Origin of the sequence: Planococcus halocryophilus, from assembly GCF_022489025.1 — a bacterium.
In the GTDB taxonomy this organism is placed as follows: Bacteria; Bacillota; Bacilli; order Bacillales_A; family Planococcaceae; genus Planococcus; species Planococcus halocryophilus_A.
On sequence record NZ_JAKVTG010000001.1, the window covers coordinates 578,715 to 594,551 of the forward strand.

General features: G+C 37.5%; 15 protein-coding genes. 12 read left to right on the forward strand and 3 right to left on the reverse strand.

Features of this window, described 5'->3' with window-relative positions; all coding sequences use genetic code 11:
- Positions 1-197: 197 nt before the first annotated feature.
- The gene (locus MLE13_RS02830) at positions 198-476 is read right to left on the reverse strand and encodes a hypothetical protein (protein ID WP_240747918.1); all 279 of its coding nucleotides are present in this window, start codon (positions 474-476) and stop codon (positions 198-200) included.
- 226 nt (positions 477-702) lie between these two features.
- Here MLE13_RS02830 and MLE13_RS02835 point away from each other — a divergent pair, with 226 nt between their 5' ends.
- On the forward strand, positions 703-1,140 hold the full coding sequence (locus MLE13_RS02835; protein WP_240747919.1) for a hypothetical protein: 438 nt from the start codon (positions 703-705) through the stop codon (positions 1,138-1,140).
- A gap of 106 nt (positions 1,141-1,246) precedes the next feature.
- On the opposite strand, the gene MLE13_RS02840 is transcribed toward MLE13_RS02835, so the two are convergent.
- Entirely contained in the window at positions 1,247-1,927 is a 681-nt protein-coding gene (locus tag MLE13_RS02840) for a Crp/Fnr family transcriptional regulator (RefSeq protein ID WP_240747920.1), read from the reverse strand.
- Here MLE13_RS02840 and MLE13_RS02845 point away from each other — a divergent pair.
- The 7 genes from MLE13_RS02845 to MLE13_RS02875 all read left to right on the forward strand — a co-directional run bounded on the left by MLE13_RS02845 (position 1,926) and on the right by MLE13_RS02875 (position 10,310).
- Positions 1,926-2,216 carry a glutaredoxin domain-containing protein gene (locus MLE13_RS02845; protein WP_240747921.1) on the forward strand — a complete coding sequence of 97 codons (291 nt, stop codon included), beginning with the start codon at positions 1,926-1,928 and terminating at the stop codon, positions 2,214-2,216. The genes MLE13_RS02840 and MLE13_RS02845 overlap by 2 nt on opposite strands.
- Before the next feature lie 237 nt (positions 2,217-2,453).
- A complete protein-coding gene (locus MLE13_RS02850; RefSeq protein ID WP_240747922.1) occupies positions 2,454-3,803 on the forward strand; it encodes a dihydrolipoyl dehydrogenase family protein in 1,350 nt (449 codons plus the stop codon).
- Between the two features lie 40 nt (positions 3,804-3,843).
- Entirely contained in the window at positions 3,844-4,746 is a 903-nt protein-coding gene (locus tag MLE13_RS02855) for a glycine betaine ABC transporter substrate-binding protein (RefSeq protein ID WP_240747923.1), read from the forward strand.
- A gap of 60 nt (positions 4,747-4,806) precedes the next feature.
- Entirely contained in the window at positions 4,807-6,078 is a 1,272-nt protein-coding gene (egtB, locus tag MLE13_RS02860) for an ergothioneine biosynthesis protein EgtB (RefSeq protein ID WP_240747924.1), read from the forward strand.
- Between the two features lie 186 nt (positions 6,079-6,264).
- Positions 6,265-6,771: an RrF2 family transcriptional regulator gene (locus tag MLE13_RS02865; RefSeq protein WP_240747925.1), complete on the forward strand. Its 507-nt coding sequence runs from the start codon at positions 6,265-6,267 to the stop codon at positions 6,769-6,771.
- A gap of 2 nt (positions 6,772-6,773) precedes the next feature.
- The gene (locus MLE13_RS02870) at positions 6,774-9,608 is read left to right on the forward strand and encodes a YhgE/Pip domain-containing protein (protein WP_240747962.1); all 2,835 of its coding nucleotides are present in this window, start codon (positions 6,774-6,776) and stop codon (positions 9,606-9,608) included.
- Between the two features lie 201 nt (positions 9,609-9,809).
- The gene (locus MLE13_RS02875) at positions 9,810-10,310 is read left to right on the forward strand and encodes a GNAT family N-acetyltransferase (RefSeq protein ID WP_240747926.1); all 501 of its coding nucleotides are present in this window, start codon (positions 9,810-9,812) and stop codon (positions 10,308-10,310) included.
- A 54-nt stretch (positions 10,311-10,364) separates the two neighbouring features.
- Here the strand turns inward: MLE13_RS02875 and MLE13_RS02880 are convergent, their stop codons facing one another.
- Positions 10,365-10,727, reverse strand: coding sequence for a winged helix-turn-helix transcriptional regulator (locus tag MLE13_RS02880; RefSeq protein WP_240747927.1), 363 nt, complete (start codon positions 10,725-10,727; stop codon positions 10,365-10,367).
- Positions 10,728-10,807: 80 nt separating this feature from the next.
- On the opposite strand from MLE13_RS02880, the gene MLE13_RS02885 reads away from it, so the two are divergent.
- The 4 genes from MLE13_RS02885 (at position 10,808) to gshAB (ending at position 15,561) form a co-directional block, all read left to right on the forward strand.
- The gene (locus MLE13_RS02885; protein ID WP_240747928.1) at positions 10,808-11,014 is read left to right on the forward strand and encodes a hypothetical protein; all 207 of its coding nucleotides are present in this window, start codon (positions 10,808-10,810) and stop codon (positions 11,012-11,014) included.
- Between the two features lie 106 nt (positions 11,015-11,120).
- On the forward strand, positions 11,121-12,236 hold the full coding sequence (locus MLE13_RS02890) for an S-(hydroxymethyl)glutathione dehydrogenase/class III alcohol dehydrogenase (protein ID WP_240747929.1): 1,116 nt from the start codon (positions 11,121-11,123) through the stop codon (positions 12,234-12,236).
- 4 nt (positions 12,237-12,240) lie between these two features.
- Positions 12,241-13,074 (forward strand): S-formylglutathione hydrolase, encoded by an 834-nt coding sequence (gene fghA / locus MLE13_RS02895; protein ID WP_240747930.1) that lies wholly within the window; start codon positions 12,241-12,243, stop codon positions 13,072-13,074.
- A gap of 219 nt (positions 13,075-13,293) precedes the next feature.
- Entirely contained in the window at positions 13,294-15,561 is a 2,268-nt protein-coding gene (gshAB, locus tag MLE13_RS02900; RefSeq protein ID WP_240747931.1) for a bifunctional glutamate--cysteine ligase GshA/glutathione synthetase GshB, read from the forward strand.
- Positions 15,562-15,837 lie beyond the last annotated feature (276 nt).

Genomic DNA, 15,837 nt, shown 5'->3' on the forward strand with positions numbered 1-15,837 from the left:
TAATGCTATTTTTCACCCCACAACTATCACTAGAAGTAAAAATACTTTTATCGCTCATACTTACTTTTGTGGGAATTTATCAAACCAGGAGAGACTATTTAAAGTTTAAAAGAAAAACAGAATAGCGATAGATGAAAACCAGCTTTTCATCTAATAAAACCTTCTGAGAACAACTAGCTCAGAAGGTTTTTATTGTTTTATTTATTTTTATGAAATTCATCTAGAAATTTTTCGTGTCGTTTATTTTCTACATAAGTCCAAACTAAATAAACAACGATTGTACTGACTATAGAAAAAATCGTCATATAAAATAAATAATCGATATCAATTGCTTTAGTAATGTTCGGCTCGCTATGCGAATCATTTCCTAAGTATGTATAAGTAGTCCAAGGTGTTTCGTAATCAAAAAATAACATAGTCGTAATCGTCCCTAATAAAATACCAGTAATAAGTGATAAGGCTATTTTTTTCATCATGATCCGCTCCCTTAAAAGAAGTATACACTGTGGAAAATGGATATTATCTGGTGATTGGAAATTGTGATGACTTAATTTGATTTATCTGGCGAATAAATAAAAGAAGAAAACAACAAAAATATGTACAAGAGAGCAAATTTATTTGTTTTTTGTCTGAATTGTTAGGTATCTTACATTTTTGTCTGAAGAATAGGTGTAAATTAATAGAAAAGAAGGAGTGAGAGAAATGGTAGTACCACAACAAACATCTACCGCAACAAACTACTCAAGTATAGTGAAGGCTGCTTTAATCGGTAGTACAGTAGCGGGCATCCTGTTTGGGATTTTCATGCAAATGATGGGAATGATTACCGTAATTGCTTCAATGGCAGGTAGTGAAAGCTTAGTAGTCGGATGGATTATGCATATGATGATTAGTTGGATTTTTGGTCTTGGATATGGAGCGATGACACTTTTCTCATCTCGTTATTATGTACTAGGTGTGATACACGGAGTGCTCATTTGGATAGTAGGACCACTTCTTGTTATGCCAATCATGATGGGCATGGGTCCGATGTTTGGACAAATGTTTGCAAGTGATCAATTGATGAGTTTGGTTACGCACTTAGCGTTCTCACTAATCTTAGCAGCAGTATTCAGTAAACTAGTTCACAAACACGCATAACCTATAGTGAAAAACCTTTCAAAAGCTACCAGGCAATATTTAGGTAGGTTGAGAAAGGTTTTTCTTTACTAAAGTTATTTAAAACTACTTATCTTCAATGAAAATCTTATTCCATAATGATTTTTTTTATTTCGTCTGCTTTTATGGAATAACCAAAAAGGTTTTTTTTTAGCAAACCTTCTTTTTTTAACTTGCTCATCAAAAGAGAAATGGTTTCTCTTGAAGACCCAACCATTGTTGCAATATCTTCATGCGTAATTCTCATATTAATGGTTTGCCATTCTTTTTCGCGTTTCCCGCTTTTTTCACTCATTTTTAATAATAGAAACAGCGTGCGATACCGAATGTCACCAAGAGCTATTTTTTCACTGATATCGTGTGTTTCTTTTAATTGGTTCGATAAAATTTGGATGAGTTTGAATGATACATCGGGTGTAGCACGAATAAAGGCTTCAAATTTAGCTTTGTCCATCGTGCATAAATAACAGTCAGTCATCGCTTCGGCGTATGTTTCTTTATCTGTGAGCATAAAGTTTTCTGTTTCACCAAAGACATTTCCATCGATTAATATATCTGTTGTAAATTGTTTTCCTTGTGGAGTCATTCGATATAAGCGAACCTGACCTTTTTTTAGAAAAAACAACACATCAAGCGGTTGTTCAGGTATTAAAATTTGAGTGCCTTTTTTCACAGGTGTCATCGTACTATTTTTGTCAATGACTTTAATATCTTTCATAGGCAATTCGTCAAAAAGATTTATTTGCGAAAGGAGTGTCAATTTATCCATGATTAAATCCTCCTCTTACCGTCTTAACAGACAGTATATAGACTCTATTCTCTTTATCTTACCAGGTTGTACTAAGTGTAGAAAAGCAGAAAGTAAATTACGTGAGCTGAATATTCCTTATCAAGCGTATAATATTTTCGAACATCGTGCATTGTTTCAAAGCGTGCCTATTGAGAAAAAGAGCGAAGGTTTGCCGCTGTTAAAGATTCAAGAAAATTATTATTCGTTAACTGAAATATTGGATTTGAAAAAACAAGAAGTTAGCATACGTACAAAAGTAGGTCGTTAAAACAGCGTATAAGGACGATCATTTTCAATATTAAATAGATTTACGTACTCGGCAGGAATATATTCTTTGAACATCGAATATTCTAAAAAAATTAATAATTAAAAGTATTTTCATTTACTGACAGTTTATCATAGGAGAAAACAAGAGTGAAAATTGTAGAAAAGGGTATTAAAAAATATACCGTCAAAGTAAGCTATCAAAATTTTATTGTTTAACTACAAAAAGGAGATGCCATTAATGCAAAAGAAATTTGATTTAATCGTAATTGGAACAGGGTCAGCTGGTACGGCTGCAGCTATGAAGTGCAAAAAAGCTGGATGGGAAGTCGCGATAATTGATTCAAGACCATTTGGGGGTACTTGCGCTTTAAGGGGATGTGATCCAAAAAAAATACTGGTTGGAGCTGCAAGTATAATTGACGGTGCTGACCGCATGAAAGGAAAGGGAATTATAGAGGCACCTGCCATAGACTGGGACGAATTAATGGAATTCAAGCGAACTTTCACAGAGCCTGTACCTGAAAATCGGTTGAAAGGTTTTCAAAAAGCTGGAATTGTCACTTTTCACGGAGAAGCTTCTTTTATAAGTGAAGACAAAATTCAAGTCGGGGCAGATGAATTGTCTAGTGAAAAGATACTAATCGCAAATGGGGCAAAGCCAGTATCTTTGCCTATTAATGGTGCAGAACATCTTACAATGAGCGATGAATTTTTAGAACTCGATAAGTTACCAGCGAGATTAGTTTTTGTGGGTGGAGGATACATCTCATTTGAATTTGCTCATATAGCTGCGCGTGCAGGTTCTGAAGTACACATCATTCATAGAGGAGAACGTCCGCTTGAGAGTTTTGAATCAGATTTAGTAGACCTCTTATTGGAAAGGTCAAAAGAAATTGGGATTCACATTCATCTGAATACGGAAGTGAAATCTATCGAGAAAATAGGTCCGTCTTTTAAAGTCATTGGTGAAAACGGAACTGAATCACTAGAGTTAGATTGTGACCTTGTTCTACACGGGGCAGGAAGAGTTCCGAATATTGACAATATACAATTGGAAAAAGCTAATGTAGAACGCGGATCTGAAGGCATAACTGTGAACGAATACCTTCAAAGTGTTAGCAACCCACGTGTTTATGCTGCAGGAGATGCGGCAGCAACAGAAGGACTTCCATTAACTCCTATCGCTTCAATGGAATCACACGTAGTCGCATCAAATTTATTAAAAGGCAATCAAAAAACGCCAAGTTATAAAGTGATGCCAACAGTTGTTTTCACGATTCCCAAATTAGCAGCTGTAGGAATGTCAGAAGATCAAGCAAAAGAAAAAGATTATAACTATAAAGTTCTGCAAAAAGACATTTCAAGTTGGTATACCTATAAACGTACAAATGAAAAGCATGCGATGGTGAAAATAATCATTGATGAAGATTCCGACCAAATACTCGGCGCGCATTTGATTGGCCAAGAAGCAGATGAACTCATCAATCATTTTGCATTAGCGATTCAATTTAATTTAACAACTTATGATTTAAAACAGATGATTTTTGCATATCCAACTGCGGCTTCTGATATTGCTTCAATGCTTTAAAGTCGTATCAAAATACCAACGAAAAATAGGGGGAAGAAACATGAATAAAAAAATAGTGGGAATGACCTTAATCGCTTCAGCAGCTTTGTACGGATGTAGTTCGGGGGAAGAAGCAACTGAGCCGCTAGTAATTGGCGGCAAGCCTTGGACTGAGCAATATATTTTGCCTTATATTTTGGGTGAGTACATAGAGGCCAAATCGGACTATACCGTTGAGTATAAAGATGGTTTAGGAGAAGTAGCAATTTTAACGCCAGCTTTGGAAAAAGGTGATATTGATATGTATGTGGAATACACCGGTACAGGGTTGAAAGATGTATTAAAACGGGATTCAGAACCAGGTCAATCATCTGAAGAAGTACTTAAGGCAGTCAGAGAAGGATACGAAGAAGAGCTAGGAGCGACTTGGTTAGAACCGTTGGGTTTTGAAAATGGATATACGTTAGCTTACTCTAAGGATAGCGGCTTTGATGCTGAAACTTATTCTGATTTAGCAGCGATTTCTGCTTCAGAGGATGTCACTTTCGGTGGACCTCACTCTATTTATGAACGACAAGGTGATGGATATGAAGATTTAAAAGCCACTTATGATTTTAAATTTTCGGCTACCGAAAGTTTTGATCCTTCTATTATGTACGAAGCAGTGAAAAATGGAGATGTAGATGTTATTCCTGCATTTACAACAGATAGTAGAATTGAGTTATTCGACCTGACAACGACAAAAGATGATTTAAACTTCTTTCCGAAATACGATGCAGCTCCAGTTGTTCGATTAGAAACACTTGAAGAGTACCCTGAGTTGAAAGATGTCTTAAACGGACTTGCTGGGCAAATCAGCGAAGAAGAAATGTTGGCGATGAACTCTAAAGTAGATGTTGATAAAGAGCAACCGCAAGACGTAGCTCGAGAATTTTTAATCGAAAAAGAATTGATTGAAGAATAGAGAAACTTATTAACATGTAAAGTAAGTAGAAAATTTTTAGTAGGTAAGGGGAGTTATTCGATGAAAGCAGTAGAAAATACGTCTATAGCAGAGCGCTTTGCAGAAATAAGAGGCGTTACGATGAAACTGATCGAGCCTTTAGAAACAGAAGATTTTATTATCCAATCCCACGAAGATGTTAGTCCGGCTAAATGGCATATCGCCCATACAACATGGTTTTTCGAACGTATGATTTTAAAAGAATTCAAATCGAATTATGAAGAGTTCAATCCAGCTTTTGATTTTTTGTTTAATTCGTATTACAACACGATTGGACCTTATCAACCACGCCACCAACGCGGCGTGCTATCACGACCGACTGTAAATCAAGTTATTGAATATCGCAATTATGTGGATCAGCAAGTATATAACCTACTTGCTGAATCAGCTAGTGAAACAAAAAAAGAAATAGAAGCTTTAATATATATGGGCCTTCAACACGAACAACAACATCAGGAATTGATCTTAATGGATATAAAGTACAACTTTTTTGTTAATCCACTTTTTCCTACGTATGCACAAACTGAAAAACGTCCACTAAGCAAACAGCAGGAATCGCAGTTTGTTGAGTTTGATGGAGGATTGGTCGAAATTGGCCACGAAGGGAATGGCTTTGCGTTTGATAACGAAAGTCCGCGTCACAAGGTTTGGCTTGAACCTTTCAAATTGGCAACAAAACCTGTGACGAATGGAGAATTTCTTGAATTTATAAATTCCGGAGGCTATGAAAAACCGGAATATTGGCTTTCTGATGGTTGGAGTATTGTTAAAGATTACAATTGGAAAGCACCACTTTATTGGCTGAAAGATACAGAAGAAAAATGGCAAATCTTTACCTTAGCGGGCATACAAGACCTAGAACTTGATGAACCGGTTAGTCATATTAGTTTTTACGAAGCAGATGCTTTTAGCAGGTGGAAAGGCAAAAGGTTACCTACTGAAGCTGAATGGGAATATGCTTCTCAAAGCGTTGCTATTCGTGGGAATACGATGGATGATGGAGTTTACCATCCTGTGGCAAATTGCGATGATTTACAAAGTTCATCGCTATCAAAAATGTTCGGAGATGTATGGGAATGGACTGCTAGTGCCTATTCACCATATCCTGGAAGTAAACCGTTAGAAGGCGCATTAGGTGAGTATAATGCGAAATTCATGTGCAACCAAATGATTCTTCGTGGAGGTTCATGTGCAACTCCTGTAAATCACATTCGGGAAACGTATCGGAATTTCTTTCCTCCAGAGAAAAGATGGCAATTTAGTGGTTTTAGGTTAGCAGAAGACCAAAGTTGATAATGGATTTTTTTATTTAAAAGTTGAAAAGCAGACAACCGTCAGAAAACGGTTTGTCTGCTTTTTTATTTTTTATAAAAAGTTTAAGTTTTATGATTGCAATTTCTCGAAAAGAGAGTATTATTTCTTAATAGACATTACGTATCCATAATGGATATGCAGAATAGATATAAAGGAGTATCATATATGCAGTTAACTAAAGGTGTAGAACAAGCAATCTGTATTATCGTGTTATTAGCAACGCAAGAAAGTAGTGCACCACTTGCTTCAGATGAAATTAGCAAGAGACTGGGAGTATCTCCTTCCTATATGAAGAAAATTACAAGAAAGCTAGTTGTGCAAGGGATTGCTGTATCTGTATCAGGAAATAATGGTGGAGTTTCTTTGGCTAAACCCGCAACCAACATTACAATGCTTGACGTTATTGAAGCAATGGAAGGTCCAATCAAGATTTATCCGGATACGGGATTGATCCGACTTGCTTTTAAAGATGGTGAATATGCACAAAAAGGACAAGCAATTCTCCAAAACGTTTTTGAGCGGGGAGATCGTTTGTTAATCGAATATCTTTCTAAAGTAACCGCAGCAGACCTACTAAAAGAAGGGTTAGGAATGTCTAACTTGCCTATATTAAATTGGAACGAAGAAACGTTAAGTGATGTATTGAACAAAGAACAGGATGATCAAAAGTGAACATGTTGAAAAAAGAATGGAAACAATTATTTTCAAAACCATTATTACTAGGAACTATGGTTGTAATGATGTTTATCCCGATTATTTATAGTGGTTTTTTTCTCGGCTCCTCGTGGGATCCATACGGCAAGACAGATCGCTTACCAGTAGCGGTCGTAAATGAAGACATACCGGCAGACTATGAAGAGGAAACCTTATCAATAGGGGATGAATTAGTTGGGAATTTAAAAGAAAATGACGCACTCGATTGGTATTTCACGGATGCGAAAGAAGCTGAGCGGGGAATGGATGACGGAAAGTATTTTATGATACTAACCATTCCAAAAGATTTTTCAGCCAATGCGGCGTCTGTTATGAACGAGCAGCCAAAGCCGATGAATTTACAGTATGAAACCAATCCGGGTCGTGGATTTTTTATTGAATCCGTAAGCAAACAAGCAACAACTAATATAAAAGAAGAAATTGCTGAAAGTGTGACAAAAGAATACGTAAAAGCGGTATTCACACAAATTGAAACAATAGGCGAAGGAATGGAAGAGGCAGCTGATGGAGCTGAGCAAATCGATTCTGGAACAGTACAATTGCAAGAAGGAACTGCCGACTTAGTTGCAGGGCTGGGGACTCTTTCAGAAGGAAGCTTAAGTTTTCAAGAAGGCGCAGAGAAATTAGAGGTTGGCGTGAGCCAGTTTGCAGCCGGAACAACCGAATTAGACGAAGGTGCTTACCATTTAAATAAAGGAATCATTTCGTATACAGCAGGTGTAGGCAAACTGCAAACAGGAATAAATGGGCTAGCTGAAGGAACTGCAGAGCTGACAGACAAAGGTCCACAACTTGTGCAAGGTTCTCAAAAACTGACACAAGGTCTTAGCTCACTAGTTCCAGGCGCAGAACAATTGAATCGAGGGCTTTGGGAAACTCAAAATGGCAGTGCGCAGTTAACAGATGGGCTACTTGAATTACAAGCGCAAACAAGTCAACTGACAAATAATTCATCAGGCATACAGCAATTGGTGTCTGGTCAAGCAGCTTTAGGAGATGGGCTTTCAGAGCTATCAACGGGTAGTTTAGCTCTTCAAGAAGGACTAGAGTCACTAAATAATCAGCTTCCTTCAGCAGATCAAATAGCTAGTTTGCAGCAGGGACTAGTAGCAATTCAAGAAAGCACAAACCAATTAACTGGTGCTGTTTCTGTAGGTAGTACGGAAGGCATTTCTCACATTCAAGCCAATTTGGCAGCGGCACAACAAGCAATTAATGAACTTCAAGGAACAACTTCACAAGCTGCGATTAATGCCCTTGAAGCAACGCCAACCTATAACACTTTAACAGTAGAACAACAAGATGAACTCACTGCATCGATAAGCGCCAGCTTAGAAAACCAATCAGCAGCTCAACAAGAAACTATTGAGAAGCTAAAAGGAAGTTTGGCGGCAATATCAGCAAATGTTAACAAACAATTAGTTCCAGCGTTTCAATCACTTGGTTCTTTGCCAGACAAAGTCGCAGAGTTAAATAACGCGATTGTGAAAGTGAATCCGGCAGCATCAACTGCACTTAGTGGTTATACGGCCGTTCAAAATGCCCTTTCCGCCCAACTAATTCCAGGTGCGAAAAATTTGCATACTGGAGCAGAAAAAGCTGTAGAAGCAAATAAAAAACTTCAAGCTGGAGTAGATAAAACAGCTGATAATTTACCAAAACTTGCAGCGGCGGTTGATCGCTTAGCACAAGGAAGTTCCTCCTTAACTGAAGGTGTATCTTCTCTTGCTTCAGGTTCACAGGGACTTGTGGAAGGGGCGAACTCCTTGCAACAAGGATCTAAGGAACTGGAAAAAGGAACAGTTGCGTACACAGCAGGAGTGTCAGAAGCGGCACAAGGAGCAGATCAACTTCAACAAGGAACAGCTGAACTTGCTGCAAACTCCGACAAATTAAATTCAGGTTCAGCTGACTTGGCTACGGGTACTGACCGTCTAACAGAAGGCGTACAAGCATTGTCAGGCGGAGCAGGTGAACTTGCAGGTGGAGCTGCTGAATTGCACAATGGTGCAAGCAAACTTGAAGAAGGTTCAGGAGAATTGGTTAATGGTATTGGAGAGCTCGAGGAAGGTGCAGTTGAACTAGCAGACAAGCTTTCAGAAGGTGCAGAAGATGTAGGAAATGCACTAATATCAGATGCAAATTACGATATGATTGCCGCACCTATAACAGCAACCGAGAGCAAAAAGAGTGAAGTGCCTAACTATGGTCATGCGTTAGCACCTTATATTTTATCATTGTCACTTTTCGTTGGTGCTTTGTCATTTAATCTAGTGTTTCCAATTAATGCACCAGCTGGACGACCAACATCAGGATTTGCTTGGTGGCTCAGCAAATTCTCACTTGGGTTTATCCAAGCGACTGCAGCGGCATTAATTGTGGATGCGATCATGCTGTTTGGCTTTCATCTACAAGTCGATCATGTTGGAGAGTTTATCGTGGTCTCTATTGTCACTTCACTTACTTATATGTTCTTAATCATGTTTTTAAGTATTACTTTTGGAAATCCCGGACGATTTGCCGCCATGATTATTCTTGTTCTTCAATTAGGTTCTAGCGGTGGGATGTTCCCTGTTGAATTGACAAACCAATTCTTCCAAAGTGTTCATGAATTTGTTCCGATGAGCTATGCAATTTTAGGGTTCCGAGAAGCAATGTCTTCAGCATATGGGACGGACACGTTAATATTGAGTCTTACAGTACTGGGGGCCTTTATTTTGGCATTTAATATACTTTTATGGGGTGTCCTAAGTTTGAGAAGCCGCAAAGCTTTTAAGTTAGCGGAAGAAAATTGATAGAAGAAACTGAATAGGAATTTGTAGTTCACAGACTGTATCCAACTCGAGGAATTCGAATGGGATACAGTTTTTTTATTTGTACCAACGATGAGATTTTAATATTAAAGAAGGACTTTGCTATAAGAAAACGAAAGTAAGATTGTAGGGAATTTTTTTATGTGAGCTTTCTAGTTGGGTTTTAATGAGGAGTGAAAAAAGATGCCATATATTCAAACGGAAAGATTAACCTTAGTCACATTTACGATAGATATGATGGAAGCGGCAATCACAAATAGTTTAGAGCTTGCTAAAATAAGTGCTTTTAAAGTGGCTGATGGATACCCATCTGAACTTTATAAAGAAATCATACCCTATAAACTTAAAAGATATAGCTTATATCCAAAGGAAGTCGAATGGGAAGGAATCATTATACATAAGGCAGATCATACAATAATAGGTGATATGGGATTTAGGCCAAAAGAGGAGGCCGAAGAACAGTTGGAATTAGGGTATAGTATTGTTCCTAGTTATCAAGGATTTGGCTATGCAACTGAAATGGCACTAGCGATGGTGAAATGGGGTTTAGAACAACGAGGAGTAAAAAATATTGTGGCAAGCTGTGATACTAGCAATATTGCTTCAATTCGAGTATTGCAAAAGGCTGGATTAATAGAAATTGAAGAAAAGAACGATAAAAAATACTGGTCGAAAAGAAAGTGAGAAAACGGCCAGTGTCTAGTTACAGAGTAGACACTGGCCGCTCATATAAGTGTATTATTCAGCAGGAGCTTTATTAGCCTCTTTTTCCACAAAGACACTAAATTCATCGCCCCAGTCGCAAATAGAAGTGACGACAGGTTCTAATTGAAGACCAATCTCGCTTAGTTTGTACTCAACTTTAGGTGGGACGACAGGGTAAACATATCTCGTTACGATTTTATCTTCTTCTAATTCTCTTAACTGTCTAATCAACATACGTTGATTAGCTTGTGGAAGTTTTTTTTGTATTTCACTTAATCTCAGTGGTGAGTCATGCAACAAACACCAAATCACGGCTATTTTCCAACGGCCGCCGATTGCTGACAAGGCCAGGTCTTTTCCAGAGAAATAAGTTTTATCTTTATAATGAATTTCCAAGTGGTTTCACTCCTTTGTGTTAATAATAACTCATAGTGACAAAAAAGTCAGTATTGTTTTTAATTATTTGGTGTGTGATTATGAGTGTAGATGATATAAAACTAAGAAAAGAGGGAGAACAGATGAAAAAAAGAGGTGCTTTACTAGTTGAGTCTGATGAGAAAGTTAAAGAGAAAGAAATTGATATGAAAAAGTCTAGAACTTGTAAAGTTGCAAATACAACGATGGTTGAATTGAATGAACGAACGATTATTGGACTTAAGCACCTCTATTTGTATCTCGCTTAAGAAATTGGTTTTATAGTGACAAAAACGTCAGTATTGTTTAATGCATTTTTGTATGTGAACATGGGTATAGACGAAAGTAAAACAAAAAGAAAGTAGGAATATAAAAATGAAAAGTAAAGCAGCAGTTGCATTTAAAGCAGGAGAACCTCTACAAATCGTAGAAATCGATGTAGAAGAACCAAAAGCAAAAGAAGTCATGGTCAAAATTTTGTATACGTCGGTGTGTCATACCGATGCATTCACGTTATCAGGCGATGACCCAGAGGGCGTTTTCCCTGCCGTGTTAGGACATGAAGGCGGCGGAGTGGTTGTTTCTATTGGTGAAGGCGTAACATCCGTAAAGCCAGGCGATCATGTGATTCCACTTTATACTGCAGAATGTGGCGAGTGCAAATTCTGTTTATCTGGCAAAACGAATTTGTGTAGTGCCGTTCGTGAAACACAAGGGAAAGGCTTAATGACCGATGGCACAACGCGCTTCTCTTATAACGGCGAACCCGTTTATCATTATATGGGTACGAGTACATTTAGTGAGTATACGGTCGTTAATGAAGTGAGCTTGGCGAAAGTCGATGAAGACGCACCGTTAGACAAAGTTTGCTTGCTTGGCTGTGGCGTCACAACAGGTATGGGCGCTGTGAAAAACACAGCCAAAGTAGAAGAAGGAGCTGTCGCAGCTGTATTCGGTTTAGGGGCGATTGGCTTAGCGGTTATTCAAGGATTGGTAAAAGCAAAAGCAAGCCGCATTATTGCAATCGATTTAAATGAAGATAAATTTGAATTGGCGAAGAAAATGGGCGCAACTGATTTTATCAACCCGTCGAAATTTGATCAGCCAATTCAAGAAGTGATCGTCGAGATGACAGACGGCGGCGTGGATTATAGTTTCGAATGTATCGGTAACGTTAACGTGATGCGTTCAGCACTTGAATGTTGCCACAAAGGATGGGGCGAGAGCATTATCCTTGGTGTCGCGGGTGCTGGAAAAGAAATTAGCACACGTCCATTCCAATTGGTAACTGGACGCGTATGGCGCGGATCAGCATTTGGCGGCGTAAAAGGACGTACCGAATTGCCAGGAATGGTCCTAGACTTTATGGATGGCAACATCGATTTAGATTCGTTCATCACGCATCAACTAGATTTCCAAGACATCAACAAAGCATTTGAACTCTTGCATAATGGTGAATCGATTCGCACAATTCTAACTTACGGAGAGTGAAATGATGAATCTTAATATTAGTGAAACGAAATTTGCTTTTGGTGGGGAACAACGTAAATATACTCATTACTCGGAAGCATTACAGTGCGATATGACGTTTAGCATATACTTACCTTCCAATAAAGAAAAAAAAGAAATTCCTCTTATATGGTGGCTATCGGGCCTAACTTGTACAGACGATAATTTTAGTCAGAAAAGTGGGTTCCAGCGATTAGCAGATCAACACCAAGTAGCAGTTATGATTCCGGACACTTCTCCTCGTGGAGAAAATGTTGCGGATGACGCTGCATACGACCTTGGACAAGGCGCAGGCTTTTATATAGATGCCACTGAAAAACCATGGTCAGAGCATTATAAAATGTATACGTATATTACAAATGAATTAGCTGGAATTGCATCTTCATTAGTTCCTGATTTTTCAGGAAAAGAAAGTATTATGGGTCACTCGATGGGGGGCCACGGGGCATTAGTAATTGGATTGAAAAATGCAGAACGCTTTAAAGCAATCTCAGCCTTCTCACCAATTTTAAATCCAATACAAGTTCCTTGGGGAATTAAAGCTTTTTCAACTTATTTAGGAGAAAATCGAGCAGCTTGGAAATCATGGGACGCTTCAGAACTGATTAAAAAAACTGATGCTCCACCAATCATGATTTCACAAGGAACTCAAGATGGCTTTTATCCAGAGCAGTTAGATGAATCGACGTTTTTGAAAAATGCTGAAGAAAATAACCAGAGGGTAGATTATATGAAAAACGAAGGTTATGATCACAGCTATTTCTTTATCTCAACATTCTTGGATGATCATTTTGCTTTTCATGTCAAACACTTAAAATAAGGTTAAAAATGGAACATCCCTACATTCTAGTGAAATGTAGGGATGTTCCATTATATTAAAGTTCTAAAAATTAGTTGGATTTAAGATCAATACAAATGTATAGGCAATAAAAAGGAAGTTAGATCTACTGTAAGGTATAATCAGCTTATATTGTGTAAAAAAACTTACAATTAATCGGAAAAGACACCGAATGCATGTAAACTAAAAGGTTGTGATAATGTGGATATTAAAAAATTATTAGAAAATGATCGTGTAAAACCATATGTGTTAAAAGCCCGTTATGGTCTTGAGAAAGAAGGTCAACGAGTTGATTTAACAGGTCAGTTGGTGAACACAGACCACCCAGAAAAAATATCGAAGAGCGATGATCATCCCTATATAAAACGGGATTTTGCAGAAACGCAAATGGAACTAGTCACACCTGTTACGGAAACGTTAAAAGAGCTATTTGACTACTTAGAGTCGATTCATGAGGTAGCTTACCGGTCTTTAGACAAGAACGAAATGATCTGGCCATTGAGTATGCCTCCTGAGCTACCAGAAAAAGAAGAAGATATTATCATTGCTAAATTAGCAGATGCTGAAAGTGTTCGATACCGTCATTCTTTAGCTGAATCTTATGGCCGTCGTAAACAAATGATTAGTGGAATTCATTATAATTTTGAATTTAGTGAAGAATTACTTCAAGCACTATTTGAAGCACAGTCTGAAGTTACAGAATTTCATCAGTTTAAAACTGAAATCTACATGAAACTAACGAGAAACTATTTGCATTATCGTTGGTTCATTACTTATTTATATGGGGCTTCACCTAGTAGCGAAAAGAATTTCTTTAATGACAATTCTTTAGTAGAACCGGTGCGAAGTATTAGAAGCAGTAAATACGGTTATGTGAATCGTGAAAATGTTCAAGTATCGTATAGCAGCTTAAAAAAATACATCTCAGATATTTCTGCACTTGTGGAAAATGATGTATTAGTTGAAGAGAAAGAGTTCTACTCAGCTGTGCGCTTAAGAGGCGGCAGTCAGGTTGCAGATTTAGAAAAGCGTGGTATAGGTTATATTGAGTTAAGAAATATCGATATTAATCCTTTTGATAAAAATGGAATCAGTTATGAACAAGCAGAATTTCTGAATCTATTTTTGGTTTATCTATTATGGAAAGATGAAAGTGTTCATCATGACGAGTGGGTAAAAGAAGGAGAACTTAATAATGAAAAAGTGGCGCTTGAACATCCACTAAAGCCAACACAGTTTAAAGCACAAGCTGAAACTATTTTGGCTGAAATGGAGCAATTGGTGAAAACTTTAGATTTATCTGTTTCGGATCAATTATTTGTCACTGAAAGAGCAATGTTGAACGATCCTAGTAAAACGATAGCAGGAAGACTTTATAAAGAAAGTCAGCAAAGCAGTCAAAGTCAACTAGCAGTCAACATTGCAAAAGAATATCATGAAAAAGCTTGGGATATGCCTTATCAATTAACTGCATTTACAGATATGGAGTTATCAACTCAGTTGTTAATGTTCGATGCGATTCAATTAGGAATTCAAGTTGAAATTATCGACCGCCATGATCAATTTTTAAAACTTAAGTTGAATGATCATGTTGAATACGTTAAAAACGGTAATATGACGAGTAAAGATAGTTATATCGCTACGTTGATCATGGAAAACAAAACAGTGACGAAAAAAATTCTTCAAAAGCAAGGATTCCGAGTACCTTTAGGTGATGAGTTTAATAACATTGACGAAGCTTTACGTTCTTATGCTTTATTTGCTAAAAAAGCTTTTGTCGTAAAGCCAAAATCAACAAATTACGGTCTTGGTATATCAATCTTTAAAGATGGTGCAACTTATGAAGATTATGAACAGGCTTTGAAGATTGCTTTTAAAGAAGATTCTTCTGTTTTACTTGAAGAGTTTCTATCAGGTACTGAATATCGCTTTTTTGTTATCAATGATAGAGTGGAAGCGGTTATGGCACGAATTCCTGCGAACGTAACGGGGGATGGAGAAAAGACAGTCGAAGCGTTAGTTGCTGAAAAAAATAAAGACCCGTTAAGAGGAAAAGATCATCGGACACCACTTGAAAAAATTCAATTAGGTGAACTTGAAATTTTAATGTTAAAAGGTAAAGGCAAGCAAATAGATTCTATTCCAAAAAAAGGTGAAATTCTTTATTTACGTGAAAACTCTAATGTGAGTACAGGTGGAGATTCTATTGATGTTACCGATCAAATTCGCGAAGATTACAAAAAGATAGCTGTAGATTCAGTTGCTGCTCTTGGCGCAAAGATTAGTGGACTTGATTTAATCATTGAGGACATTGAAGTTCCCGCTTCAGATAACAAAGCATATGGAATCATTGAAGCAAACTTTAATCCATCTATGTACATGCATGTTTTTCCTTATAAAGGGAAATCCCGGCGTCTAACGATGAATTTGCTCTACTATTTATTCCCAGAGCTCGGTAAAATGAAATAACAAAAAATAGAGGACACTGGTTAATTGCCAGTGTCCTTTCAGCTTTTATACAAAGTCTGTTTGCACAGTGTGACGTAATAAAACCGCGCTAGTCGCTTTGGGGATGACTCCCGCAAGAAGCCAGGAAACCATCGCAATAACTCCTTTGTCTTCAAGCTGAAAGGCCACCGGTAAACTACCGATGGCCTTTATTTTTATTGAGAATTTAATTATTAAAGAGTCGAATTGAAATTTTATTTTTATTTGAAAGCTACATTATGCTGAACTTGATCTTGA